The sequence below is a fragment of the Variovorax sp. LjRoot290 genome (genome assembly GCF_964253985.1).
Classification (GTDB): domain Bacteria; phylum Pseudomonadota; class Gammaproteobacteria; order Burkholderiales; family Burkholderiaceae_C; genus Variovorax.
Map to the genome: position 1 here is coordinate 923,591 of NZ_CAXURW020000001.1, position 22,700 is coordinate 946,290.

Consider the following 22,700-nt stretch of genomic DNA (forward strand, 5'->3'; position numbering starts at 1 on the left):
CCCATGTCGCTTCCGAACTACTTCGCGAGCCTGGGCCGCTACCACGTGTGGGCCACGCACACGCTGCTCGACGCCAATCTGAAAGGGCTGTCCGATGCCGACTGGCATCGCGACTGCGGCCTCTTCTTCCGCTCGGTCCATCGCACGGTCAACCACCTGCTGGTGGCCGACAACATCTGGTACGCGCGCTTCGCCGAAGGCCGTTCGCCGCGCATCCCGCTCGACACCGAGCTGCACGCCGAGCGCGCCGCGCTGTGCGAGGCGCTGGGTGCAGCGGTGACGCGCTGGAGCCCGTGGCTCGCGACGCTCGCGCCCGAGCGCTACGACGGCGAGCTGGTCTACACGCGCAACAACGGTGAAGAGGTGCACATTCCTTTTGCGCCGGCGCTCGGCCACGTGTTCAACCACGCGACCCATCACCGCGGCCAGCTGACGGCCGCGCTTACGGCCATGGTCCAGCCGGGCCCTGAGATCGACTGGGTCTATCTGCTGCAACAGGAAGCAAAAGGATGAACCCACCCCCAGGCTTCGCGCACTTCGTGTCGCTACGCCAACCCCCTTGCAGGGCAACACCAGCGGCCCGGCAAAGCCGGTTCCGCGGTGTTTCCCGAATGGGCTTCGGCCTGCTCGCCAAATGCGCCTGAGGAACTGACATGACCGACTTCACCACGCTCGAACTCGAGATCGAAGGCGCCGTCGCGCGCATCTGGCTCAACCGGCCGGAGCTGCGCAATGCCTTCGACGATGTCGTCATCCGCGAGCTCGGCGAAGCCTTCTCGCAGGCGAGCGCCGCGGCCGACGTGCGCGTGATCGTGCTCGGCGCCAACGGCCCGGCCTTCTGCGCCGGCGCGAACCTCAACTGGATGCGCCGCGCGGCCGACTTCACGCACGAGCAGAACATGGCCGATGCGGGCGGTCTGGCCGCGATGCTGCGCACCATCCATGAGAGCCCGAAGCCGGTGATCGCGCGCGTGCAGGGCGACGTCTACGCGGGCGGCATGGGGCTGGTCGCCGCCTGCGATGTCGCGGTGTCGGTCGACACGGCCTGGTACTGCCTGAGCGAAGTCAAGATCGGCCTGATTCCAGCGACCATCAGTCCCTATGTGCTCCGCGCGATGGGCACGCGCGCGGCGCAGCGTTACTTCCTCACGGCGGAGCGCTTCACCGCGGCCGAAGCGCATCGCATCGGCTTCGTGCATGAGGTGGTGGCAGCCGACGCGCTCGATGCCAAGGTGGCCGAGCTGGTGAAGGCCTTCACCGGCGCCAGTCCGGCGGCGGTGCGCGCCTGCAAGCAGTTGATCGCCGACGTGGCAGGCCGCGAGATCGACGACGCGTTGATCGCGAAGACCGTGCAAGGGATCGCCGACATCCGTGCCAGCGAGGAAGGCCGCGAGGGCGTGCAGGCCTTCCTGCAGAAGCGCAAGCCTTCCTGGCTCGACGGGTAAAAATGACTTCGCTCGACCTGCCGCAACTGCTCGCGCTGGCCGCCGCCATCGGCTGGGCCAGCGGCATTAGGCTCTACCTGGTCGTGCTGTTGACCGGACTGGCCGGCTACCTCGGCTGGGTGCCGCTGCCGGGCGGATTGCAGCTGCTCGCGCATCCGGTGGTCATTGCGGCCAGCGGCTTCATGGTCTTCGTCGAGTTCTTCGCCGACAAGATCCCGGGCCTCGATTCGCTGTGGGACATGGTGCACACGGCCATCCGCATTCCGGCCGGCGCGGCGCTCGCGGCCAGCGTCTTCGGCACCGACCATGCAGTGATGGCGATCGTGGCCGCGCTGCTGGGCGGCGGCTTCGCGGCGACGGCGCATGCGGCCAAGGCCACCACGCGCGCCGCCATCAACACCTCGCCCGAACCCTTCAGCAATGTCGGCGCCTCGCTGGTCGAAGACAGCATGGTGCCGGCCGGCCTTTGGCTGGCCGTGGCGCATCCGCTGGTGTTCGCGGTGCTCTTCATCGCCGTGCTCGTGCTCAGCGTGTGGCTGATCCGAAAGAGCTGGCGCTTCCTCAAGGCGCTGTTCGGACGCGTGGCGCGCATCTTCAGCGGACGGCCGGATCCTGGCGTCGTATCCGCATTCCAGTTCAAGAAAAATTCCCCGGAAGACACTCCTCATGTTTAAGAAGATTCTCATTGCCAACCGCGGGGACCAGCCGCGAAGCGGCGCAGCGGCGAAGCCAAATCGCATGGCACGCGTAGCGTGCGGAGGCGAATTCACCGCGGAGACGCAGCATGTTTAAGAAGATCCTCATTGCCAACCGCGGGGAAATCGCCTGCCGCGTGGCCGCGACGGCGCGCCGCATGGCGATCCGCACGGTCGCCGTGTACTCGGACGCCGACGCCCATGCCAATCACGTGCGCGCCTGCGACGAGGCCATCCATCTCGGCGGCAGCGCGCCGAAGGACAGCTACCTGCGCTGGGAAAAGATCCTCGAAGCCGCCAAGGCCAGCGGCGCGCAGGCGGTGCACCCGGGCTACGGCTTTCTGAGCGAGAACGAGGAGTTCGCGCAGGCCTGCGCCGATGCCGGTCTGGTCTTCATCGGCCCGCCGCCCTCGGCCATCAAGGCCATGGGCCTGAAGGCCGAGTCCAAGCAACTGATGGAAAAGGCCGGCGTGCCGCTGGTGCCCGGCTACCACGGCAGCGACCAGGATCCGGCGCTGCTGCAGCGCGAGGCCGACCGCATCGGCTACCCGGTGCTGATCAAGGCCAGCGCCGGCGGTGGCGGCAAGGGCATGCGCGTGGTCGAGAGGGCAGTCGACTTCGCGCCCGCACTGGCTTCGTGCCAGCGCGAGGCCATCAACAGCTTCGGCGACGACGCGGTGCTGATCGAGAAGTACGTGCAGCGGCCGCGCCACATCGAGATCCAGGTGTTCGGCGACACGCAGGGCAACTACGTCTACCTGTTCGAGCGCGATTGCTCGGTGCAGCGGCGGCACCAGAAGGTGCTGGAAGAGGCGCCGGCGCCGGGCATGACGGAGGCCATGCGCAAGCAGATGGGCGAGGCGGCGGTGGCGGCGGCGCGCGCGGTGAAGTACGTGGGCGCGGGCACCGTCGAGTTCATCGTCGAGCAGCGCGGCGATGGTGAGATGAACTTTTTCTTCATGGAGATGAACACGCGGCTGCAGGTGGAGCATCCGGTGACCGAAGCGATCACCGGGCTCGACCTGGTCGAATGGCAGTTGCGTGTGGCCTCCGGCGAAGCGCTGCCGCTGGCGCAGGATCAATTGCAGATCCACGGCCATGCGATCGAGGCGCGCATCTGCGCCGAGAACCCGGACAACAACTTCCTGCCCGCCACCGGCACGCTGCACGTCTACCGCAAGCCGCAGGCCACGGCCTTCCAGCGCAGCCGGGTTCGCATCGACGACGGCGTGCGCGAAGGCGGCCTGATCTCGCCTTTCTACGACTCGATGATCGCCAAGCTGATCGTGCATGGCGCCACGCGCGAGGAGGCGCTGGCCCGGCTGGACGCGGCGCTGGCGCAAACGCACATCGTCGGCGTGGCGACCAATGTGCAGTTCCTGCGCGGCATCCTCTGCACCGACTCCTTTGCCCACGCGAAGCTCGACACCGCGCTGATCGAGCGCGAACGCGCGGTACTGTTCGACCAGGAGGCGCTGGGCCTGCCGCTGGCGGCCGCGGCATCGATCGCGCACACCTTGCTCGAAGAGGGCGCGAGCGCCTCGACCGACCCTTTCAGCCGCCGCGACGGCTGGCAATCGCACGGCATCGCGCTGCGGCCCTTCGCCTTCGAGTTCCGCGGCGAACCGCAGACAGTCGAGCTGAGCTACCTGCACGATGGCGCGCTGATGCTGCGCGTCGGCGAGGTGTCGGGTCCGCTGGTGATCGGCCGCTTCCCCACGGGCGAGCTCGAGGTCCAGTTCAACGGCCAGCGCCACACCCTGGACGTCTACGAAGACCAGGACACGGCCTACATCTTCGCAGCGCACGGCGCCACGCGGATCGTCGCCATCGACCGCCTGGCCCATGCCGGCGACGTGCAGGCCGAGGGTGGCCGGCTCACCGCGCCGATGCCCGGCAAGGTCGTGTCCTTCGCGGTCAAGGCCGGCGACAAGGTCAGCCGCGGCCAGCCGCTGGCGGTGATGGAGGCGATGAAGATGGAGCACACGATCGCGGCGCCGGCGGACGGCACCGTGGAGGAGCTGCTCTATGCGCCGGGCGACCAGGTCACGGAAGGTGCCGAGCTGCTGCGGATCGCGGCTTGAGCCAATCCCTCTCCGTTCGGGTTGAGCCTGTCGAAGCCGGGGCCGGCACTTCGACCCTTCGACAAGCTCAGGACAGGCCAAGCTCAGTGCGAACGGGGATGGAATGCGGAACAGCGAAAATCCTCCAAATGCGAATCACCGTCTGCCTCACCGACAACCGCCCCGATGCATGGATCGAGGGCCTGCGCGCTGCACTGCCCGAAGCCGTTGTGGAGAACTGGCGCCCGGGCACGCCACAAGCCGACCACGCCGTGGTCTGGGCACCGCCGCAAGCCTTCATCGACGAGCAGCCGAAGCTGCGCGGCATCTTCAACATCGGCGCCGGCGTCGATGCGCTGCTCAAGCTGAAGCTGCCGCCCGAAGCCCAGGTGGTGCGGCTCGACGATGCCGGCATGTCGGTGCAGATGGCCGAGTACGTCTGCCATGCGCTGATCCGGCATTTCCGCGAGTTCGACATCTACGAGGCCGACGCGCGCGAAGGCCGCTGGAGTTTCCGCAAGCCGCGCGAGCGCGAGGACTTCGCGGTCGGCGTGATGGGGCTCGGCGTACTGGGCGAGCGCGTCGCGAAGGCTGTTGCGCAGTTCGAGTTCCCGGTCAACGGCTGGAGCCGTTCGCCCAAGGCCATCGAGGGCCTGCGCTGTTTTGCCGGCGAGGCGGAGTTCAACGCCTTCCTGGGCGCGAGCCGCGTGCTGGTCAACCTGCTGCCGCTGACGGAGGCGACGCGCGGCATCCTGAACCGCGAGAACCTGTCGCGCCTGAACGGCGGCGGGCCGGGCGGCTACTTGATCAACGTGGCGCGCGGCGCGCACCTGGTGGAGTCCGACCTGATACCGCTGCTCGACAGCGGCCAGCTGGCCGGCGCCACGCTCGACGTGTTCGAGGTCGAGCCGCTTCCCACCGAGCATCCCTTCTGGCGCCATCCGAAGATCACGGTGACGCCGCACGGTTCCGCGCGCACCGTGCGCGAGGCCTCGATCGCCCAGATCGCCGACAAGATCCGGGCGGTCGAGAAGGGAGAGCCCATTGCGGGCGTGGTCGGGCGTGAGCGCGGATACTGATTCGCTCCACGAGAGGCAAGCATGAAACTTCCATCCAAAGTCAAGATCGTCGACGTCGGTCCGCGCGACGGCCTGCAGAACGAAAAGCAGCCGGTATCGGCCGAGATCAAGATCGGCCTGGTGCACCGCCTTCAGGACGCCGGCCTGAAGGAGATCGAGGTCACCAGCTTCGTGAGTCCCAAGTGGGTGCCGCAGATGGCCGACAACGCCGAAGTCATGCACGGCCTCCGCCGCAAGCCGGGCGTGCGCTACTCGGTGCTGACGCCGAACATGAAGGGCTTCGAGGCCGCGATCGCGGCGCCGCGCGAGGAATGGCCCGACGAGATCGTGGTCTTCGGCGCCGCCAGCGAAGCCTTCAGCCAGAAGAACATCAACTGCTCGATCGCCGAGAGCATCGAGCGCTTCCGGCCCGTCGTCGAGGCGGCGCGCGAGAAGGGCATCTACGTGCGCGGCGCGATGTCGTGCACGGTGGGCTGCCCCTACGAGGGCGAGATTGCGCCCTCGCGCGTCGACATGCTGGCCGGGCTCATGAAGAACATCGGCGTGCAGCACGTCGGCGTGGCCGACACCATCGGCGTCGGCACGCCGGTGAAGGTGCAGCGCGCGCTCGAGGCGACGCTGAAGCACTACGGCGTGGACGATGTCTCCGGCCACTACCACGACACCTACGGCCAGGCGCTCTCCAACACGCTCGCGAGCCTGGAGATGGGCGTGTGGCAGTTCGATACCTCGGTGGGCGGGCTCGGCGGCTGTCCTTTTGCCAAGGGCGCGACCGGCAATGTCGCGACCGAGGATGTGGTCTACATGCTGCACGGCATGGATATCGCGACCGGCATCGAACTCGATCTGCTGATCGATGCCGGCGTCTACATCAACGAGGCGCTGGGGCGCGAGCCGAACTCGCGGGTGTCGAAGGCCATCCGCATCAAGAGGGCCAATTGATGTGCGGCGCTGAACTGACTTCGCTTCCAGACGGCGTCCAGCGCGTCGCGCGCCTGCTGCAGGACAGGGGCCATCCCCACGCGCCGCAGATGCTCGACGATGCCTGCCGCACGGCGCAGCAGGCGGCCGATGCGCTGGGCATCGCAGTGGGGCAGATCGCCAAGAGCATCGTGTTCCGCCGCAAGAGCGACGACACGGCGGTGCTGGTCGTGACCTCGGGCGACAAGCGCGTGGACGAGAAGAAGGTGGAGGCACTGGTCGGCAAGCTGGGCCGTGCCGACGCCGATTTCGTCAAGAGCACAACAGGCTTCTCGATCGGCGGCGTCTCGCCCTTCGCGCATGCCATGCCGCCGGTCATGCTGATCGACCGCGAGCTGTTCCGCTTCGAGGACGTCTGGGCCGCGGCCGGCCATCCGCATGCGGTGGTGCGGCTGCGCCCGCACGATCTCGAAGGGTTGACCGGCGCACCGGTCGCGGACGTGGTGTGAGCTCGATGTCCGCGCAAGCCGTTCCATCGCCTTGCACCTCGGTGTGCCGCATGAATGCACAGAGCGGGCTGTGCGAGGGCTGCTTCCGTACGCTCGACGAGATCGCGGGCTGGAGCCGCATGGACGACGCGGCCAAAGAGGCCGTCTGGCTGCGCATCGAAGAGCGCAAGGCGGCCCACCCCGACGAAGCGGAATGCCCATGAAGCACATCACTTTCCATCTCGACTTCATCTCGCCCTACGCCTACCTGGCCTTCGAGCATCTGCCGCGGGCGCTCGAGGGGCTGAGCTACAGCGTGGCCTACCGGCCGGTGCTGCTCGGCGCGCTGCTCAAGCACCATGGCCAGCTCGGCCCGGCCGAGGTCCCCGCCAAGCGGGCCTGGACCTACCGCCATGTGCTGTGGCTGGGTCAAGCGAACGGCATCGCGATCGAGATGCCGGCTTCGCACCCCTACAACCCGCTGCCGCATCTGCGCCTCGCGCTGGCCACCACGCCGGACGGCGACATCAACCGCCATGTGGCCGAAACCATCTTCCGTGACGTCTGGCAGGGCGGCGGCGAAGCGAGCGATGCCACGCGTTTGGCCGCGCTCGCCGCGCGCTTGAAGCAGGTGCGCGACGGCGCAGGCGACGAAGTCAAGGCCCAGCTCAAGACCAACACCGACGAAGCCGTGGCAAGCGGCGTGTTCGGCGTGCCGGCTTACGCGGTCGACGGGCGCCTGTTCTGGGGCTTCGACGGCCTCGCGATGCTGCGCGCCTACCTCGCCGGCGATGCCTGGTTCGCAGGCCCGCAGTGGGACGGTGCCGACCAAAGGCCTTCGCTGCTGCGCCGCAATCGCTGAGTTTCTTACAAGCTGAAACGTACGCTTCGGGTTTCACCTTAAACCGTCAGCATCGATTCAGTTTGGCGAAAGCCCTGGGTCAGTCGCCGCCCCAAGAATCGCCCTAGGTCCCACGCCGTGGGCCGAATTCCTAGGAGACGACCAAATGGCAGCCACACTTGATTCACGGGGAAGGCCGATGCCCGTACCCCGGCCCATGTCCTCGGAGGAGAAGAAAGTCATCTTCGCCTCTTCGCTCGGCACCGTGTTCGAGTGGTACGACTTCTATCTCTACGGTTCGCTCGCGGCGATCATCGCCAAGCAGTTCTTCAGCGGCCTGGATGCGGGCGCGGCCTTCATCTTCGCGCTCTTGGCCTTCGCGGCGGGCTTCCTGGTGCGGCCCTTCGGCGCCATCGTGTTCGGCCGTCTCGGCGACATGATCGGGCGCAAGTACACCTTCCTGGTGACCATCCTGATCATGGGCTTGTCGACCTTCATCGTCGGCCTGCTGCCCAGCTACGCGACCATCGGCGTCGCGGCGCCGGTGATCCTGATTGCGCTGCGCATGCTGCAAGGCCTCGCGCTCGGCGGCGAGTACGGCGGTGCTGCCACCTACGTGGCCGAGCACTCGCCGCACGGCAAGCGCGGCGCCTACACCTCGTGGATCCAGACCACGGCCACGCTGGGCCTGTTCCTGAGCTTGCTGGTCATCCTCGGTGTGCGCACCTGGATCGGCGAACAGGCCTTCAGCGACTGGGGCTGGCGCATTCCGTTCCTGGTCTCGATCGCGCTGCTGGCCATCTCGGTGTGGATCCGGCTCTCGCTCTCCGAGTCGCCGGCCTTCCAGAAGATGAAGGCCGAGGGCAAGACCTCGAAGGCGCCGCTGACCGAATCCTTCGGGCAGTGGAAGAACCTCAAGATCGTGATCCTGGCACTCGTCGGCCTCACCGCCGGCCAGGCCGTGGTCTGGTACTCGGGCCAGTTCTATGCGCTCTTCTTCCTGACGCAGCAGCTCAAGGTGGACGGCATCACGGCCAACCTGATGATTGCCGCATCGCTCCTGATCGGCACGCCCTTCTTCGTGGTGTTCGGCACGCTGTCCGACAAGATCGGCCGCAAGCCCATCATCATGGCCGGCTGCCTGCTGGCCGTCGTCACCTACTTCCCGGTCTTCAAGATGCTGGCCGAAGCGGCCAACCCGGACCTGGCCAGGGCGCAGGCGACCGCTGCCGTGACGGTGACCGCCGATCCCGCGACCTGCTCCTTCCAGGGCAATCCGGTCGCGCGCGAAATCGACTTCAGAAGCTCGTGCGACATTGCCAAGCGCTACCTGGCGCAGAACTCGGTGAGCTACGAGAACGTCGCAGGTGCGCCGGGCTCGAAGGCGATCGTCAAGATCGGCGACAAGACCGTCGAAGCGCCGACCGGCACCGTGGTGAGCTCGAAGTTCGACGAGGCCTCCACCAAGAGCATCGCAGCGTTCAAGAAGAGCATCGGCGATGACCTGAAGGCCGCGGGCTACCCGTCCAAGGCCGACCCCGCCAAGATGAACAAGGTGGTGATCGTCGCCATCCTGACCTACCTCGTGATCCTGGTCACGATGGTCTACGGCCCGATCGCCGCCATGCTGGTGGAACTGTTCCCGACACGCATTCGCTACACCTCGATGAGCCTGCCGTACCACATCGGCAACGGCTGGTTCGGCGGTCTGCTGCCGCCCATCTCCTTCGCGATCGTGGCCAGCACCGGCAACATGTTCAACGGCTTGTGGTATCCGATCGTGATTGCCGCCATGACCCTGGTCATCGGCACGCTCTTCATCCGCGAGACGAAAGACGTCGACATCTACGCCAACGACTGAAATCGGAGGGCTCCGGCCCTCTGTTCAACAAAGGGGCTTCGCGCCGGAACGGCACGAGGCCCTTTTCTTGAACATTCAGGAGACTCAACCCATGTGGAAACTCGCCGTCGGCTTCGTCATCTTCGCCGCCATTGCCCTGTTCGTGATCATGCAAGCGGGGGACAAGGTCGACATGTCGGGTGAGAAGCACGGCGGCGACACGATGCATGCGCCGGAGCCGGCCGCGCCGGCGGCCAGCGCGCCGAAGTAAGCGGCTTCAGCGTTTGAACTTTCCGTCGCTGATGATGGACAGATCGGCGAAATCGATCCCCGAGTGGTCCTGCGGCGAGTAGCTCACCTCGAGGCCGCCGCCCAGGTCGAGGTTGCGGATGCTCTCCAGCGCGGCGAGCACCTTGGCGCGGGTCGGCTTCGGGCCGGCGCGGCGCAGCGCCTCGACCAGCACCTTGGCCGAGGCGAAGCCTTCCAGGGCGGCCGGCGAAAGCTCGTTCTGCCCCTTGGCGCGCGCCAGCGCCAGCGCTTCCTTGACCATCGGATGGCCGATCGAGCGTTCGTTGGGGAACACCTGCGCCACGATCACGCCGCGGCTCGCTTCGCCAAGTTGCTTGATGAAGCCCGATGAGGCGTTGTTGGACAGCGTGACGACCTGGGCCGCCGAGCCCGCCGCGCGCAGCGCCTTGACGCCTTCGACCACCGCGGTGCCGGAGCCGATCCACACCACGGCCTGCGCATTGGCGGCCGTGATCTTCGGCACGATGGCCGCGTAGTCGGGCTTGTCGCGGTCGGCCGTCACCGTCGCGGCCGGCGTCGCCTTGGCCTTGTTGAAGCCGTTCATGGCACCTTCGAGCGCGTCCTGGCCGAAGGAGTCGGTCACATGCACCACCGCAATCCGGCTCACGCCGATGGTGAGCAGGTGCGCCACGGCCTTCTCTGCCTCGCGCTGGTAGGTCGAGCGCACGTTGAACACGTGCTTCTGCACCGGCTTGTGCAGCACCATGGCGCCGGTGGAGGGGCCGATCAGTGCCACGTCGTTCTTGTCGAGCCACGGGATGATGGCCTGCGAATGCGGCGTGCCGCGGCTCATGAACAGCGCCACCACCTTCTTTTCCTCGATCAGCACGCGTGCGTTCTCGCTCGCCCGCTTGACGTCGAAGCCGTCGTCCATGCGCAGCACCTCGATCTTTTCGCCGCCGATGCCGCCCTGAGCATTGGCCGCATCGATCACCAGCTGCGCGCCGGCGATCGTCTCGTTGACGCTGGCGGCGACCGAGCCCGTCATGCCGGCCGTCTGGCCGATCAGGATCTGCGCCGAAGCGCTCATGGTGCCGAGCGCCAGCACGACGGCTGTGCAAAGCACGCGCATCTTGTTCATGGAGGATCCTTAGAGAGGAGTGGGAGCGGAGAAAGGCAAGGGCACTATTTGTTACCAAATGTCGCTTAGCCCTTATTCGGGAAAACCCCTGCCTCTCGACCGGCCATGTGCAGCTTTGCACGAAGCCCGCGCCGGCTTCCTAGAATGTCTGCCCCACCCCCAAGGCACTCATGACACAGGGCTCCATCCGGATTCGCGGTGCACGCCAGCACAATCTCCAAAACCTCGACCTCGACATTCGCACCGGCGAGATGACGGTGGTCACCGGCCCGAGCGGTTCGGGCAAATCGAGCCTGGTGTTCGACACGCTCTATGCCGAGGGCCAGCGCCGCTATGTCGAGACCTTCTCGGCCTATGCACGGCAGTTTCTCGACCGCATGGACAAGCCGGCGGTCGACAAGGTGGAGGGCGTGCCGCCCGCCATCGCGATCGATCAGACGAACCCCGTGCGTTCTTCGCGCTCGACCGTCGGCACGATGACCGAGCTCAACGATCACCTCAAGCTGCTGTTCGCGCGCGCAGCCCAGCTGTTCGACCGCGAGACCGCGCTGCCGGTGCGCCACGACTCGCCTGACACCATCTATGCCGAGCTTGCTTCGCGCGCGGCCGCGGCCGGCGATCCGCGCGTGGTGCTGACCTTCCCGGTCGAACTGCCGGCCGGCACCACGGCCGATGAGGTCACGCAGTGGCTGTCGGCCAGCGGCTTCACGCGCGTGCAGAGCGAGCGCGAGATCGCCACGCCGACCGGGCCGCGCAAGGTGCTGGACGTGGTGGCCGATCGCTTCCGCATGGCCGGCGCGGAAAGAGCGCGGGTGATCGAGGCGATCGAGGTCGCGCTCAAGCGCGGCAGCGGGCGGCTCACGGTCTACGCGCTGTCCGCAGACGAAGGTGCGGCGCCGGAGATCTGGAAATTCTCGACCGGCCTGCACTGCCCCGAAAGCGACATCCGCTACGGCGACCCGATCCCGTCGATGTTCTCCTTCAACTCGGCCGTGGGCGCCTGCGAGATGTGCCGCGGCTTCGGCCGCGTGATCGGCGTCGACCTCGGCCTCGTGATTCCGAACGACAAGCTCACGCTGCGCGCCGGCGCCATCAAGACCATCCAGACGCCGGCCTGGAAGGAAGCGCAGGACGACCTGATGCGCCATGCCGAGGCGGCCGGCATTCCGCGCGACACGCCGTGGAACAAGCTCACGCCCGAGCAGCAGGCCTGGGTGATCGAGGGCTCGCCGAACTGGAAGGGCAAGTGGAACCAGCAGTGGTATGGCGTGCGCCGCTTCTTCGGCTACCTGGAGAGCAAGGCCTACAAGATGCACATCCGCGTGCTCTTGTCCAAGTACCGCAGCTATACGCCGTGCCCGACTTGCGCGGGCGCGCGTCTCAAGCTCGATAGCCTGTTGTGGCGTATCGGCACGAAGGAAGATGCCGACGCGGTGCTCGAACCCTCGAAGCGCTTCATGCCGGTCGGCGTGAAGTGGTCGCGCGAGCAGCTGGAGGCGCTGCCGGGGTTGTGCCTGCATGACCTGATGCTGCTGCCGATCGAGCGGCTGCGGCGCCTGTTCGACGGCATCGAGAGCCATGGCAACAGCAGCACCGTCAGCGACGGCGACGTGCAAGCGCTCAAGCTGCTCTTCGAAGAAATCACCACGCGGCTGCGCTACCTGCACGACGTCGGCATCGGCTACCTCACGCTCGACCGCCAGAGCCGCACGCTCAGCGGCGGCGAGGTGCAGCGCATCAACCTCACGACCGCGCTCGGCACCTCGCTGGTCAACACGCTGTTCGTGCTCGACGAGCCCAGCATCGGCCTGCATCCGCGCGACATGAACCGCATCACCGAGGCCATGCTGCGCCTGCGCGACGCCGGCAACACGCTGGTGGTGGTGGAGCACGACCCGGCCGTGATGCTGGCCGCCGACCGCGTGATCGACATGGGCCCCGGCCCCGGCGTGCGCGGCGGGCAGATCGTGTTCGACGGCAGCACCGACGCCCTGCGCGACGCCGAGACGCTGACCGGCCAGTACCTCGGCGGGCGCAAGCAGATCGGCATGGGCTTCCGCCGCATGGTGAGCGAGAACACGCCGCGCCTCATCCTCGAAGGCGTGCGCGAGCACAACCTGCAGAACATCACGGTCGAGCTGCCGCTCTCGCGGCTGGTCTGCATCACCGGCGTCAGCGGCTCGGGCAAGTCGACCCTGATCCAGGACGTGCTGGCGCCCGCGCTGATGCGCCACTTCGGCAAGGCGACCGAATCGCCCGGCGCGCACGACCGCATGCTCGGCGCCGATCATTTGAGCGACGTGGTCTTCGTCGACCAGTCGCCGATCGGCAAGACGGCGCGCTCCAATCCCGCGAGCTACGTCGGCGCCTGGGACGCGATCCGCGAGATCTTTGCCACCGCGGCGCTCTCGCGCCAGCGCGGCTACACCGCATCGAAGTTCAGCTTCAACAGCGGCGACGGGCGCTGCCCGACCTGCGGCGGCTCGGGCTTCGAGCACGTGGAGATGCAGTTCCTCTCCGACGTCTACCTGCGCTGCCCCGACTGCGACGGCAAGCGCTACCGGCCCGAGATCCTGGAGGTGAGGATCGAGCGCGCGGAGCGCAGCTTCAACGTGGCCGACGTGCTCGAGCTCACGGTGGCCGAGGCCGCCGCCATCTTCACGAACGACCGCGAGGTGCTGCGCGTGCTGCAGCCGATCGCCGACGTGGGCCTGGACTACGTCAAGCTCGGCCAGCCCGTGCCCACGCTCAGCGGCGGCGAAGCCCAGCGCCTCAAGCTCGCCGGCTTCCTCGCCGAGGCGGCCAAGAACGGCAGCGCCAGCAAGCAGCCGCTGGCGCGCAAGGGCACGCTGTTCCTGTTCGACGAGCCGACCACCGGCCTGCACTTCGACGACATCGCGCGCCTGATGCGCGCGCTGCGCAAGCTGCTCGACGCCGGCCATTCGCTGGTGGTGATTGAGCACAACCTCGACGTCATCCGCGCCAGCGACTGGCTGATCGACCTCGGCCCCGAGGGCGGCGAGGGCGGCGGCCAGGTGGTGGCAGTCGGCACGCCCGAGCAGGTGCGCGAGAACCGCGCCTCGTTCACCGGCGCCGCGCTGGTCGACTACGACCTGGCCGTCGGTCCCGGCGCCTACAAGGTGGCGGAGCGGGCGGCGCGCTCTTATGCGGCGCGCGCGAAGCCGGCGTCCGGCCGCGACGCGGTCCAGATCGTCAACGCGCGCGAGCACAACCTCAAGAACCTGTCGGTCGACATCCCGCGCGGCAAGTTCAGCGTGGTCACCGGCGTCAGCGGCTCGGGCAAGTCCACGTTGGCTTTCGACATCCTCTTCAACGAGGGCCAGCGCCGGTACCTCGAATCGCTCAACGCCTATGCGCGCAGCATCGTGCAGCCGGCCGGCCGGCCGGAGGTGGATGCGGTCTACGGCATTCCGCCGACGGTCGCGATCGAGCAGCGCCTCTCGCGCGGCGGCCGCAAGAGCACCGTGGGCACCACCACCGAGGTCTGGCACTTCCTGCGCCTGCTCTACGTCAAGCTCGGCATCCAGCACTGCATCCACGACGGCGCCGCGGTCCAGCCGCAGACGCCCGACAGCATAGCGGCGCAACTGCTCAAGAACTTCAAGGGCCAGCACATCGGCCTGCTGGCGCCGCTGGTGAGCAACCGCAAGGGCGTCTACACCGAGCTGGCCGACTGGGCGCGCCCGCGCGGCTACACGCACCTGCGGGTGGACGGCGAGTTCCTGCCCACCACCGGTTTTCCTCGCATCGACCGCTTCAAGGAGCACAGCATCGAGCTGCCGGTGGCCAGCCTCGATGTGCTGCCTTCGGAAGAGACCGCACTGCGCCAGGCGCTGGCCAAGGCGCTCGAACACGGCAAGGGCGTGGTGCAGGTGCTGAGCGATCTCACCGGCCTGCGCGGCGCCATGATGGCCAACGCGCCGACCGGCGGCATCGGCCGCACGCACGTGTTCTCCACGCTGCGCGCCTGTCCGGTCTGCAGCACCAGCTATGCGGAGCTCGATCCACGCCTCTTCTCCTACAACAGCAAGCACGGCTGGTGCCCCGACTGCGTGGGCACCGGCGTCAAGCTCACCAAGGAACAGCGCAAGGTCTACGACGACTCGGTGATGGCCGACGACCAGAAGGGGCGCGAGCAGACCTTTGCGGAGCCCGAGGCCGAGGACGTGGGCGACGTGGTGTGCCCGACTTGCGAGGGGACGCGGCTGAATGCGACGGCGCGGGCGGTATTGTTTGGCGGCGGGCGTGCCCCTCACCCCAACCCTCTCCCCAGCGGGGAGAGGGAGCCGAAGCCCGCACTGCGCCCTCTCCCGCTTGCGGGAGAGGGCTGGGGTGAGGGCGGTATCGGCATCACCCAGCTCGCGCGCATGAGCGTCACCGACATCCGCATCTGGTTCGAGCAACTGGCATTGACCGGTCGCCAGGCGGAAATCGCGCGCGACCTGGTGCCGGAGATCAAGAGCCGCCTTGAATTCCTCGAAGAGGTGGGCCTCGGCTACCTCACGCTCGACCGCGGCGCGCCGACGCTTTCCGGCGGCGAGGCGCAGCGCATCCGCCTCGCGGCGCAGCTCGGCAGCAATCTGCAGGGCGTGTGCTACGTGCTCGACGAGCCCACCATCGGCCTGCACGCGCGCGACAACCAGATCCTGCTGGACGCGCTGCACAAGCTGGGCGACAAGGGCAACACGCTGGTGGTGGTGGAGCACGACGAAGACACCATCCGCCGCGCCGACCACATCATCGACATCGGCCCCAGCGCCGGCAAGCGCGGCGGCCGGCTGGTCGCCGAGGGCTCGGTCGCCGACCTCGAGCGCGCGGGCGATTCGCAGACCGGGCGTTATCTGCGCGATGCGATCAAGCATCCGCTGCAGCCGCGCCGTCCGGTGCCGGCGCCCGAGCCCGGCGCGCCCGGCTGGCTCAGCGTGCGCGGCGCCGACCTGCACAACCTGCAGGAAGTCACGGTCTCGCTGCCGCTGCATCGGCTGGTCGCGGTGACGGGCGTCAGCGGCTCCGGCAAGTCGACGCTGGCGCGCGACGTGCTGCTGGCCAACGTGTACGCGGTCGTGGTCCAGCGCATGACCAAGGCCGGCCGCGATGCCGACTCCGCAGGCAGGCGCCCGGCCTGGGCGGGCTGCAAGGGCGTCGAGGGCTACGAGACCATCGACCGCGTGCTGGAGGTCGACCAGACGCCGATCGGCAAGACGCCGCGCAGCTGCCCGGCCACCTACATCGGCTTCTGGGACACCATCCGCAAGCTCTTCGCCGACACGCTGGAGGCCAAGGCGCGCGGCTACGGGCCAGCGCGCTTCAGCTTCAACACCGGAGAAGGCCGCTGCCCTGGCTGCGATGGCGCCGGCGTGCGCACCATCGAGATGAGCTTCCTGCCCGACGTCAAGGTGCCTTGCGAGGTCTGCCACGGCGCGCGCTTCAATCCCGAGACACTGGCCGTGAGCTGGCGCGGCAAGAGCATCGGCGATGTGCTGCAGATGGAGGTCGACGAGGCGGTCGAGTTCTTCGCCGCTATGCCCAACATCAGCCATCCGCTGCAGCTGCTCAAGGACGTGGGGCTCGGCTACCTCACGCTGGGCCAGCCTTCGCCGACGCTTTCCGGCGGCGAGGCCCAGCGCATCAAGCTCGTGACGGAGCTCAGCAAGGTGCGCGACGATGTCACGCGCCGCGGCAACAAGGCGCCGCACACGCTCTACGTGCTCGACGAGCCGACCGTCGGCCTGCACATGGCCGATGTCGAGAAGCTGATCCACGTGCTGCATCGGCTGGTGAACGGTGGCCACAGCGTGGTGGTGATCGAGCACGACCTCGACGTGATCGCCGAGGCCGACTGGCTGATCGACCTCGGCCCCGAAGGCGGCAACGGTGGCGGGCGCGTGGTCGCCGCGGCGCCGCCCGAGGAGGTGGTGAAGCTGCGTACGCACACCGGCGTGGCGCTGGCGCCGGTGCTGGCGCGCGGGGCCGGCCGGCATGAAGTGCTGAAGCTGCCTGTGCCACCTGTGCCGGTGCAGCCGGCCGTGCCGGTCCGGGCGCGCAAGGAAGCCTGATGCTCACCGTCTACAACGACCAGCACGTGCTGCACCACGGCAAGGTGGAGATGTTCCGCGGCGAGCTGGTGCCTTGCTTCGAGGTGCCGGCGCGTGCGGACTACGTGCTGCGGGAACTGAAGGAGCGTGGGCTCGGCCCGATCGAAGGCCCTGCCGAGTTCGATGACGCGGCCATCGCGCGCGTCCATGCGCCGCGCTATCTCGAATTCCTTGCAGGCGCCTGGGACGAATGGGTCGCGCTAGATCCTGCCAATGCGGCCCGCGATGCGCTGCCGTCGTACTGGCCGATCCGTACCTTTCGCTCCGACGTGCTGCCGGCGAGCTTCCCGGCGCGCCTGGGCTTGTTCTCGTACGACTCGGGCTCGCCGCTCACTGCAGGCACCTGGACGGCGGCGCGGGCCGGTGCTGGCTGTGCGCTCTCCGCCGCGGCGCATGTGCTGCGCGGCGAGCGCGCCGCCTTCGCGCTCACGCGTCCGCCGGGCCATCACGCGGGCGCCGACTTCTTCGGCGGCTACTGCTTCCTCAACAACGCGGCGATCGCGGCGCAGGCGCTGCGCGACGCCGGCGTCGAACGGGTCGCGGTGCTGGACATCGACTACCACCACGGCAACGGCACGCAAGCCATCTTCTACGAGCGCGCCGACGTGCAGTTCACCAGCATCCACGGCGACCCGCACACCGAGTACCCCTACTACCTGGGCTATGCCGACGAAGAGGGCGTGGGCGCGGGGCTGGGTTTCAACCGCAACCTGCCGCTTGCGCGCGGCACCGGCTTCGCGCGCTGGCGCGAGGCGCTGCAGAGCGCGCTGCGCGGCATCGTGGACTTCCGGGCGGGCGCGCTGGTCGTGTCGCTCGGGCTCGATACCTTCGAGGGCGATCCGATCGCCGGCTTCAAGCTCGCCACGCCCGACTACCTGCGCATCGGCGAAGACTTGGCGCACGCCGGCCTGCCGACCGTGTTCGTGTTCGAGGGCGGCTATGCGGTCGCCGAGGTCGGTACCAACGCGGTCAATGTGCTCGACGGCTTCATGCAGCGCGCCGGCTGAACGGCGGCGCTGACGCCTGCGCGACGCGCCCCGGGGTGAAACCCGATTGCCCTCGCGAGGCGCGCGCTGCCAAATGGCTGCCCCTGCAATCCGGAGCCCGCCTCATGTTTCGTCGTTCTCTCTTGTGCCTCGCCCTGCTCGGCTTCGCGGCCACCGCCGCCCATGCGCAGGCCTTCCCGAGCAGGCCCATCAAGCTGGTGATTGCCTTCCCCGCGGGCGGCCCGACCGACATCACGATGCGGCAGCTGGCTGAGAACGCCTCGAAGATCATCGGCCAGCAGGTCGTGGTCGAGAACAAGCCCGGCGCCGGCGGCACGCTGCCCGCGCAGGCGCTGCAGACCTCGCCTGCCGACGGCTACACCATCGCCCAGATCCCGCTCGGCGTGTTCCGCCTGCCCTACACGACCAAGATCAACTGGGACCCGGTCAAGGACATCAGCTACGTCATCAACGTCACCGGCTACGCCTTCGGCATCGTCGTACCGGCCGACAGTCCGTTCAAGACATGGAAGGACTTCGTCGCCTATGCCAAGGCCAATCCCGGCAGGCTGACCTATGGCTCGACCGGCAACCTGACCAGCCCCCACCTCACGACCGAGCTGATCGCGCAGAAGGCCGGCATCGAGCTGCAGCACGTGCCCTACAAGGGCAGCGCCGACCTGATGCTCGCCGTGCTCAGCGGCCAGCTGATGGCTGCGGCCGACAGCACCGGCTTCGCGCCGCAGGTGGAGGCAGGCAAACTGCGCGTGCTCAACACCTGGGGCGAAAAGCGACTGGCCAAGTTCCCCGATGCGCCGACGCTGAAGGAGCTGGGCCTGGACATCGTGCAGAACTCGCCCTTCGGCATCGGTGCGCCCAAGAGTACGCCGCCCGAGGTGGTGAAGAAGCTGCACGACGCCTTCAAGCAGGCGATGGAAGAGCCCAGCTACGTCGCATCGCTGGGCCGCTACGACATGCTGCCCATCTACATGAGCTCGGCCGACTACACGAAGTTCGCCCAGACCACCTTCACGCGCGAGAAGGCGCTGATCGAGAAGCTGGGGCTCGCCAAGCCGCAGTGAGCGCCCCGTGACCGAATCGCTGCACGTCGTCTGCCCGCATTGCCACACGACCAACCGCGTGCGCAGTGCGCAGCTGGGGAGCGCGCCCGACTGCGGCAACTGCCACCGGCCGCTGTTCGTTGGCCACTCCACGGCGTTGGACGAAGCCGCCTTCGACCGCCATCTCGGCCGCAACGAGATCCCGGTGCTGGTCGATTTCTGGGCGCCGTGGTGCGGCCCCTGCATCCAGATGGCACCCGCCTTCGAGCAGGCCGCCGCCCGGCTCGAGCCGCAGTTCCGCCTGGCCAAGGTCGACACCGAAGCTGTGCCGGCGCTGGGCGCGCGCTTCGGCATCCGAAGCATTCCCACCTTGGCGCTGTTCAGCGGCGGGCGCGAGATTGCGCGGCAGGCGGGCGCGATGGGTAGCGCCGACATCGTCCGCTGGGCGCAGGCGCAGCGTCGCTAGGCCGCTTCAGCGGCTGTCGAGCAGCGCGGCCGCCACTTGCGCGAAACCGGCGCCGCGCTCGCCGGCGCTGATGTAGCGCGGCAGCGTCGTCAGCTGCGGCTCGAAGCGGCGGATGTTGGCCACGCCCACGCTGTGCGGGAAGCGCTCGAACATCAGCACGTCGTTGGTCGAGTCGCCCACGTAGACCCAGCGATCGAGCTCGGCCCCCAGGTCGCGGCCGAAGAGCTCGCGCACGATCCAGCAGGCGCCGACCCACTTGTTGTGGTCGCCGAACCAGCCGTTGATGTGGATCGAGCTCACCGTCGCGTTCATGCCTTCGGCGCGCATGATCTGCACTGCCTGCGCGATCTGCGCTTCGCCCAGGTGCGCGAATTCGCTGTGGTCGATTGCGATGTCGGTCTCGCGGCCCGGCGAGTCGGTGGCGCGCCTGGCGCCCGACACTTCGCGCTCGACGCGCGCCAGGGCCTGCTGCATGCGTGCGAAGTTGGCGCTGCGCGTCGCGGCATCCTGGCGGTAGCGTTTGTCGAGCGCACCCGACGGTGAAGCCGCGAGCGCCACCGCGCCGTTCTCTGCAACGATCGCATCGACCGGCCAGACCGGCGCGAAGGGCTCGCTCCAGCCCACGGAACGGCCGGTGATCGCGATCACCGGCAGGCCAGCCGCCTTCAGGTCGTGCAGCGCCTGCAGCGCATCGGACGTGATGGCGCCCTCGGTGGTCAGCGTGTCGTCGATGTCGGTAAGGACGCCTGCGATTTGCTGGCGATCTTCAGTGGGCCATGCGCTCAGTGGGAGCATCAACCGGCCGTTTGAAGTGCAAGCCCCGCATGCTCGCGCAGCGGATGGAAATGGATCTTCGGGAAGCGCTCCTGCGCCAGCCGCACGTCGTAGGGTGAGGTGCAGAGGTAAGCCAGCGTGTTCGCTGCGTCGAGTGCCATGCGCGCCGGGTAGGCGTCGGTGAAGGCTCGCAGCTCGGCCGGCGTGTCGGCCGTGATCCAGCGCGCGCCGGTGTATTGGCAGCCTTCCAGCCGCACGTCGGCGTCGTATTCGGTCTTCAGGCGATGCTGCACCACTTCGAACTGCAGCTGCCCCACGGCGCCCAGCAGCATCGGCCCGCCGACCTCGGGCCGGAACACCTGGATCGCGCCTTCCTCGCCGAGCTGGGCCAGGCCCTGCTGCAGCTGCTTGGTGCGCAGCGGGTTCTTGAGAATCACGGTCATGAAGAGCTCGGGCGCGAAGAAGGGCAGGCCGGTGAACTGCAGCGAGGCGCCGTCGGTGATGGTGTCGCCCAACTGCACGCCCCCGTGGGTGGTGAAGCCGACGATGTCGCCCGCATAGGCCTCTTCCACCGCCTCGCGGCGCTGGCTCATGAAGGTCACGACGCTGGTGGGGCGCAGCTCCTTCGCGGTGCGCTGCACCTTGAGCTTCATGCCCGGCGTGTACTTGCCCGAGGCCATGCGCACGAAGGCGATGCGGTCGCGGTGATTGGCGTCCATGTTGGCCTGCACCTTGAAAACGACGCCGGCGAAGTCCTTATCTTCTGGCTGGATCTCCTTGACCACCGGCTGCCGGTTGACCAGCGTGGTGCTGGTGCGCGGCTGCGGCGGCGGCGCGAGGTCGACCAGCGCGTCGAGCACTTCCATCACGCCGAAGTTGTTGACGCCGGAGCCGAAGAACACCGGCGTCTGCTTGCCGGCGAGGAAGGCCACGCGGTCCCAGGTGGGCGAGGCGCCGGTGGCGAGCTCCATGCTCTCCATGGCGGTGTCGAACTCGTGACCGAAGCGCTTCTGCAGCGCTTCGCGCTCGGCCAGCGGCATGGCTTCGAAGTCCTGCGGCAGCCGCTCGCTGCCCGACTCGAACACCGTCATCGCCTGCGTGCGCAGGTTCACGATGCCGCCGAAGCTCTTGCCCTGGCCCACCGGCCAGGTCATCGGCACGCAGGGCATGCCGAGTTCGCGCTCGATCTCGTCGAGCAGCTCCAGCGGCTCGCGCACCTCGCGGTCCATCTTGTTGACGAAGGTGATGATGGGCGTGTCGCGCTGGCGGCAGACCTCGATCAGGCGGCGCGTCTGCGCTTCGACGCCGTTGGCCGCGTCGATCACCATCAGGGCCGAGTCGACCGCGGTCAGCACGCGGTAGGTGTCTTCGGAGAAGTCCTTGTGGCCCGGCGTATCGAGCAGGTTGATCACGTGCTCGCGGTAGAGCATCTGCATCACCGAGCTGGCCACCGAGATGCCGCGCTGCTTCTCGATCTCCATCCAGTCGGAGGTGGCGTGGCGCGAGGCCTTGCGCGCCTTCACCGAACCGGCGATCTGGATCGCGCCGGAGAACAGCAGCAGCTTCTCGGTCAGCGTGGTCTTGCCGGCGTCGGGGTGGGAAATGATCGCGAAGGTGCGGCGGCGGCGGGTTTCGGAGGCGAAGGTCATGGGGGTGAACGCGGAGCGCGCTCACGGGCGCGGGCTGCTGGCGGCAAAGCCCGCAATTTTAACGAGCCGTCACATCGGCGGCGTGAAGCCATTGCGCCCGACCAGCATGCGCAGCGCGGTGGGCTTGCCTTCCTTCACCTGCGCGGTGATCACCACCTTGGCGCCCGGCACCACCAGGGCCGCCTGGTCCGCATTGCCCGGCTTGAAGGTCACGACCGGCGTGCCGCGCGGCACGATGACGGTCTGCTCGCCGTCCTTGTACTTGAGCAGCAGCTTGTGGCCGCCCGGCGCTGAGGACGGCGCCGCTTCGAGCTGCGCCACGGTGGCGTTGGTCATCGTGCTCTGGGGCATCAGGTCCCAGGGGCGAAAGCCTTCGCCGGTCCCGCGCGCGGCCTCCGGAAACACAAGCACTTCCACGGCGCGCTGCGTGCCGTCGGGTTGCGGCACGGCGCCGGCGCCGACGAAGCTGCCCGGCTTGATGTCGGCCAGCGTGAGCGGAATGACTTCTGAGACGTTCATGTCGGCAGGGCGCACCATCGTGACGGTTTCGCCGCTGCGGTCCTTCACGGTCAGCGAATTCGCATCGGCACGCGCGATGACGCCGCGCACGCGCACGGTTTCCTGCGCCGCCGCCGCGGCGGACAAGGCAATCACGAACGATGCAGCAAAGAGCTTGACTTTGAACATGATGGTGGGGCCGCGAGGGCGGCGGTTGGGGGGCGTTGCAGTCTAGGCCGATCCGCAAATCGCCGCTGGCGACGGAAAAGCGGCACGCGCTAAAATGCCGCTTCCGAGGAGCGTTGCAGCGCCGCCAGGCGTGAGGCTCGGACCCCTTCGCAACCACGCTCACCCGCTGTTCTCGCGGTGAGTCTCGTCCCCCGAACAC

General features: G+C 68.0%; 19 protein-coding genes and 1 riboswitch. Of the genes, 15 read left to right on the forward strand and 4 right to left on the reverse strand.

From position 1 onward, the window contains the following. Nucleotides 1-3 precede the first annotated feature (3 nt). The 11 genes from ACSQ9A_RS04680 (at nucleotide 4) to ACSQ9A_RS04730 (ending at nucleotide 9,643) form a co-directional block, all read left to right on the forward strand. On the forward strand, nucleotides 4-513 hold the full coding sequence (locus ACSQ9A_RS04680; protein WP_436302852.1) for a DinB family protein: 510 nt from the start codon (nucleotides 4-6) through the stop codon (nucleotides 511-513). A gap of 140 nt (nucleotides 514-653) precedes the next feature. Beyond that, a complete protein-coding gene (locus tag ACSQ9A_RS04685; protein WP_436302853.1) occupies nucleotides 654-1,445 on the forward strand; it encodes an enoyl-CoA hydratase/isomerase family protein in 792 nt (263 codons plus the stop codon). 2 nt (nucleotides 1,446-1,447) lie between these two features. Next, nucleotides 1,448-2,119 (forward strand): DUF4126 domain-containing protein, encoded by a 672-nt coding sequence (locus ACSQ9A_RS04690; protein ID WP_093109498.1) that lies wholly within the window; start codon nucleotides 1,448-1,450, stop codon nucleotides 2,117-2,119. A gap of 110 nt (nucleotides 2,120-2,229) precedes the next feature. Continuing rightward, a complete protein-coding gene (locus ACSQ9A_RS04695; protein ID WP_436302854.1) occupies nucleotides 2,230-4,224 on the forward strand; it encodes an acetyl/propionyl/methylcrotonyl-CoA carboxylase subunit alpha in 1,995 nt (664 codons plus the stop codon). A 128-nt stretch (nucleotides 4,225-4,352) separates the two neighbouring features. Continuing rightward, the gene (locus ACSQ9A_RS04700) at nucleotides 4,353-5,282 is read left to right on the forward strand and encodes a 2-hydroxyacid dehydrogenase (RefSeq protein ID WP_093109500.1); all 930 of its coding nucleotides are present in this window, start codon (nucleotides 4,353-4,355) and stop codon (nucleotides 5,280-5,282) included. A gap of 21 nt (nucleotides 5,283-5,303) precedes the next feature. After that, a complete protein-coding gene (locus tag ACSQ9A_RS04705) occupies nucleotides 5,304-6,224 on the forward strand; it encodes a hydroxymethylglutaryl-CoA lyase (RefSeq protein WP_436293793.1) in 921 nt (306 codons plus the stop codon). Further along, entirely contained in the window at nucleotides 6,224-6,712 is a 489-nt protein-coding gene (locus ACSQ9A_RS04710; RefSeq protein ID WP_093109502.1) for a YbaK/EbsC family protein, read from the forward strand. The genes ACSQ9A_RS04705 and ACSQ9A_RS04710 overlap by 1 nt, the downstream gene beginning before the upstream one ends. A gap of 5 nt (nucleotides 6,713-6,717) precedes the next feature. After that, nucleotides 6,718-6,915, forward strand: coding sequence for a DUF1289 domain-containing protein (locus ACSQ9A_RS04715; RefSeq protein WP_436302855.1), 198 nt, complete (start codon nucleotides 6,718-6,720; stop codon nucleotides 6,913-6,915). Next, nucleotides 6,912-7,553: a 2-hydroxychromene-2-carboxylate isomerase gene (locus tag ACSQ9A_RS04720; protein WP_436302856.1), complete on the forward strand. Its 642-nt coding sequence runs from the start codon at nucleotides 6,912-6,914 to the stop codon at nucleotides 7,551-7,553. Before ACSQ9A_RS04715 ends, ACSQ9A_RS04720 begins: the two co-directional genes overlap by 4 nt. 145 nt (nucleotides 7,554-7,698) lie before the next feature. After that, nucleotides 7,699-9,393 carry an MFS transporter gene (locus tag ACSQ9A_RS04725; RefSeq protein ID WP_093109503.1) on the forward strand — a complete coding sequence of 565 codons (1,695 nt, stop codon included), beginning with the start codon at nucleotides 7,699-7,701 and terminating at the stop codon, nucleotides 9,391-9,393. A gap of 91 nt (nucleotides 9,394-9,484) precedes the next feature. Continuing rightward, complete coding sequence (locus ACSQ9A_RS04730) at nucleotides 9,485-9,643, forward strand: hypothetical protein (protein ID WP_170855687.1); 159 nt, start codon at nucleotides 9,485-9,487, stop codon at nucleotides 9,641-9,643. A 6-nt stretch (nucleotides 9,644-9,649) separates the two neighbouring features. Here ACSQ9A_RS04730 and ACSQ9A_RS04735 read toward each other — a convergent pair whose 3' ends face one another. Next, on the reverse strand, nucleotides 9,650-10,762 hold the full coding sequence (locus ACSQ9A_RS04735; RefSeq protein WP_436302857.1) for an ABC transporter substrate-binding protein: 1,113 nt from the start codon (nucleotides 10,760-10,762) through the stop codon (nucleotides 9,650-9,652). Between the two features lie 170 nt (nucleotides 10,763-10,932). Between ACSQ9A_RS04735 and uvrA the strand changes: the two genes are divergently transcribed. From uvrA to trxC, 4 genes are all read left to right on the forward strand, one after another. Beyond that, a complete protein-coding gene (gene uvrA / locus ACSQ9A_RS04740; protein ID WP_436302858.1) occupies nucleotides 10,933-16,839 on the forward strand; it encodes an excinuclease ABC subunit UvrA in 5,907 nt (1,968 codons plus the stop codon). Then, nucleotides 16,839-17,885, forward strand: coding sequence for a histone deacetylase family protein (locus ACSQ9A_RS04745; RefSeq protein ID WP_436293787.1), 1,047 nt, complete (start codon nucleotides 16,839-16,841; stop codon nucleotides 17,883-17,885). The genes uvrA and ACSQ9A_RS04745 overlap by 1 nt, the downstream gene beginning before the upstream one ends. A 104-nt stretch (nucleotides 17,886-17,989) precedes the next feature. After that, on the forward strand, nucleotides 17,990-18,946 hold the full coding sequence (locus tag ACSQ9A_RS04750; protein WP_436302859.1) for a tripartite tricarboxylate transporter substrate binding protein: 957 nt from the start codon (nucleotides 17,990-17,992) through the stop codon (nucleotides 18,944-18,946). A 7-nt stretch (nucleotides 18,947-18,953) separates the two neighbouring features. Beyond that, nucleotides 18,954-19,391 (forward strand): thioredoxin TrxC, encoded by a 438-nt coding sequence (trxC, locus tag ACSQ9A_RS04755; protein WP_436302860.1) that lies wholly within the window; start codon nucleotides 18,954-18,956, stop codon nucleotides 19,389-19,391. A gap of 6 nt (nucleotides 19,392-19,397) precedes the next feature. Here the strand turns inward: trxC and ACSQ9A_RS04760 are convergent, their stop codons facing one another. From ACSQ9A_RS04760 to ACSQ9A_RS04770, 3 genes are all read right to left on the reverse strand, one after another. After that, complete coding sequence (locus ACSQ9A_RS04760; protein WP_436293785.1) at nucleotides 19,398-20,186, reverse strand: HAD-IIB family hydrolase; 789 nt, start codon at nucleotides 20,184-20,186, stop codon at nucleotides 19,398-19,400. Continuing rightward, nucleotides 20,186-21,814: a peptide chain release factor 3 gene (locus tag ACSQ9A_RS04765; protein ID WP_436302861.1), complete on the reverse strand. Its 1,629-nt coding sequence runs from the start codon at nucleotides 21,812-21,814 to the stop codon at nucleotides 20,186-20,188. Before ACSQ9A_RS04765 ends, ACSQ9A_RS04760 begins: the two co-directional genes overlap by 1 nt. A 69-nt stretch (nucleotides 21,815-21,883) precedes the next feature. After that, nucleotides 21,884-22,501, reverse strand: a complete 618-nt coding sequence (locus ACSQ9A_RS04770) for a hypothetical protein (RefSeq protein ID WP_093109510.1) — start codon at nucleotides 22,499-22,501, stop codon at nucleotides 21,884-21,886. A gap of 100 nt (nucleotides 22,502-22,601) precedes the next feature. Continuing rightward, nucleotides 22,602-22,669: riboswitch (S-adenosyl-L-homocysteine riboswitch) on the forward strand. The last annotated feature ends 31 nt before the right edge of the window (nucleotides 22,670-22,700 follow it).